3 protein-coding genes are annotated in these 3,311 nt (G+C 28.7%); all 3 read left to right on the forward strand.

Going from position 1 to position 3,311, the window contains the following annotated elements; translation table 11 throughout:
* Positions 1-232: 232 nt before the first annotated feature.
* A complete protein-coding gene (locus J5G60_RS17385; protein WP_150359003.1) occupies positions 233-1,930 on the forward strand; it encodes a MutS-related protein in 1,698 nt (565 codons plus the stop codon).
* A 76-nt stretch (positions 1,931-2,006) separates the two neighbouring features.
* Positions 2,007-2,948, forward strand: coding sequence for a YkvA family protein (locus tag J5G60_RS17390; RefSeq protein ID WP_150359004.1), 942 nt, complete (start codon positions 2,007-2,009; stop codon positions 2,946-2,948).
* 105 nt (positions 2,949-3,053) lie between these two features.
* Complete coding sequence (locus J5G60_RS17395) at positions 3,054-3,206, forward strand: YtxH domain-containing protein (RefSeq protein WP_150359005.1); 153 nt, start codon at positions 3,054-3,056, stop codon at positions 3,204-3,206.
* The last annotated feature ends 105 nt before the right edge of the window (positions 3,207-3,311 follow it).

The following is a 3,311-nucleotide window of genomic DNA, read 5'->3' on the forward strand; positions in this document are numbered from 1 at the left end:
ATTGTAATATTATAATGATATTATAATATTTTTGACAATTAGTCTAATGAAAATCATAAATATTTCTAGTGTAATTTATGGAAAAAGCTAAAAACTGATGAAATGGCGGGGATAGATACCCGGTAAATTAAGTTGGCTTTACTTCTAGGTAAGTATAGACGAACTGTGTATAAATTGATATGATATAGATAAATTAATTATAGGACATTCCGAAAAGACAGAGGTGAATAAATTGATTCAGGTTATCGGATACTTATTGGTAGTAGTAACAATAATTGCAGTAGTTTCCATTATATCGATTTTAAAAAATAATGCTGAAATAAAAAAAAGAATAGAAGAACAATGGGGTAAAAAATCAGATAAGAAATACAATAGGCAAGAAATCAATGATATATCAGGATATTTTAGAAATATAAATCTATATGAAAAGAATAGTTTTTTCGTTGATGATATTACATGGAATGATTTGGAAATGAATGAAATATTTAAAGATATGGATACTACTTCTAGTACTCCAGGAGCTGAATCTCTCTATGCCATGTTGAGAAAACCCATATATGATGATGAAGCTCTAAAATATAGAAATGAGATTATAGAATATTTTATGAAGAATCCTGAAAAGAGGAAAACTTTACAATATGTGCTTGGTAAGCTTGGGATAAAAAGAGGAATTTCTATAACCAATTATTTTTATAATGTTAATCACTATGAACACAGGCATTCCTTATTAAATATTTATAGATTATTTAGGATTTTACCTATAGCTTCAATTGCATTTATGATTGTGAATTTATATGTGGGGGCATTTTCTTTAATTATATGCTGCTTCATAAATATTACAATTCATTATTTTTTTAAAGGAAGATTAGATTATAAGCTCAGGGATTTCGCCTATATAATCAATATAGTGAAGTGTTCCAATTCGATATTGAAAATCCATGTGGAAGAACTGGGTCAATGTATTGATAAATTGAAAAATGCTTCTGATTCTGTTAGAAAAATCAAGAAATTCTATTTTAGCTTGTTCAATAATGGCACGGATATGGCCATGTTGATGGAATATATGAGTATATTATTCCTGACGGATCTGATAAACTATGAAAAAATGAGTTCTGTACTTGAACAGAAAAGTGATGAATTTAAAACCATCTATTCGATAATTGGGAATATAGATAGCTGTATAGCAATTGCTTCATATAGAGTGAGGATAAAAAGCTATGCTGTCCCAAAATTACATATATGCAGCAGTAAGAAAAATCAAAGTATTGTAGTTAAAGATTTGGTCCATCCACTTATAAAAGGGGCTGTACCTAATTCTTTGAAGATCACAGAATCCATTTTGATCACAGGTTCCAATGCATCGGGTAAATCAACTTTTTTGAAGACCTTAGCTTTGAATATCATATTTGCTCAAACTATATGTACATGCACTGCTAGTTATTTTGAGGGCTATTATGTAAAGGTATATACTTCCATGGCTTTAAGGGATGATGTATTGGGAAAGGAAAGTTACTATATAGTGGAAACTAGATCCTTGAAGAGGATTATGGACAGCATTGACAAAAGTATACCCACCGTGTGTTTTGTGGATGAAATACTCAGGGGAACCAATACAGTGGAGAGAATAGCGGCTTCTTCACAGGTGCTTAAATATTTTACATTGAATAACTGTATTTGTATAGCAGCTACTCATGATATAGAACTTACGTACATACTTGAAGATTATTTTAGAAATTATCATTTTCGTGAGAGCATTGAGGACAATGAAATATCTTTTGATTACAAAATTTACCCGGGGAAGTCTACGACTCAAAATGCAATAAAGCTTTTAAGCATTTTTGGATATGGAGATAATATTGTAAGTGGAGCTGAAGAAAAAGCAGCATCGTTTCTCAAAAATGGTCTGTGGAAAAAAGAACAGATTGAATGATTTTGATAAAATGCTTGATTCTTGAAATATAGTAAAAATTAGTTATAATGTGTCATAATGGAGAGGAGAATTATATATGAATGTGTCTGCAGCAAAAGTTATCTTAACTGAAGAAGATATACTCAGTATAGCTAAAGATTATTTAAAAATAGAAGGATTGGATATAGAAAATATAAATATACAAGAAATAATTACTGTAAGCGGTACCTACAAGAAAAAAATAAATACTGCCTTTGAGATTAAATTGGGGCTAGGCAGCATAAAAAACAATATTATAAATTTAAAGATATTTGATTTAAAGATCTATAAATTGAAGGTAATAAAAAGTGTTAAAAATATTGCAGTAAAAAAAATATTGGAGAATTTTGTTTCTTACGGAATAAATGTGAATGGAGACAATATAAATATTGATTTAAATTTGGCTGTAAAGCTCATACCATATTTTAATCTTAAATTAACAAGAATAGAGACATTACCCAATGCTTTAAAGATAGAGGCAGAAAATATAAAATATGAAAAAGAGAAAAAATTTCCCCATATAGATAAAAAGAAAAACCCATTGATTTTAAATGGTTATCATAAATTCAGAAAAAAAATTTTACATAAAGTGCCATCTAAATACGAAAAAATTGTAGAATATGGTATGCTTGTGCCGGATATAATAGTGCTATTCTGGAGATTGCTCAAAGATAAAAGAGTGAGTTTAAAAGTTAAAATTATTCTTACTGCTCTGACAGCTTATCTGGCAAGTCCTATAGATATACTACCTGATTTTATACCTTTTGTAGGAAAAATAGATGATATTTCCATAGCATTTTTTGCACTTAATATTATAATAGATGAAATACCTGAAAAGATCATAATGGATAATTGGCAGGGAGAAGAAAATATAGTTTCAATTACAAAGGAAGCAGTGAATTATATCACGGAAATATTAGGGGGTAAAAATGTATCTAAAATTTTAGAACAGATTCGAAACATATTTAAATCCCATCCTATAAATAATTGTGAAAATTAGTCTGTTTAAAAAAATTAAATTTACATATCCTATTTAATATAGTTAAATTCCCATTATATTAAAAATCAATATTTTAGGAAAAATTAAGAAAGGAGTAGGATATAAATGCATGGAAAATTTATAGCTGGTGCAATAATCGGAGCGGCAGTTGGCATGATGGTGATGCCTGAGCTGGGGGGATCTAATCGGAGAAAAATAAAAAGAGTCTCCAGACACCTAAAAGATACTGCAGATGAAATGATGAATTGGAGGAAGTGATAATTTATAATTTAATATAAATAAAGGTTGATGTACATTTTTTCATAATATTACAGATGTTAGTGAAAAAATGTACATCTTATTTTAAATAAGACAATTATTAAC

It is taken from the genome of Clostridium sp. HV4-5-A1G, from assembly GCF_900184915.1.
Classification (GTDB): Bacteria; Bacillota; Clostridia; order Clostridiales; family Clostridiaceae; genus Clostridium_B; species Clostridium_B aromativorans.

Excerpts from the sequence above, each read along its gene's own strand:
- J5G60_RS17390 (WP_150359004.1), top strand. The coding sequence starts at position 2,007 with ATGAATGTGTCTGCAGCAAAAGTTATCTTAACTGAAGAAGATATACTC.
- J5G60_RS17395 (WP_150359005.1), top strand. The coding sequence starts at position 3,054 with ATGCATGGAAAATTTATAGCTGGTGCAATAATCGGAGCGGCAGTTGGC.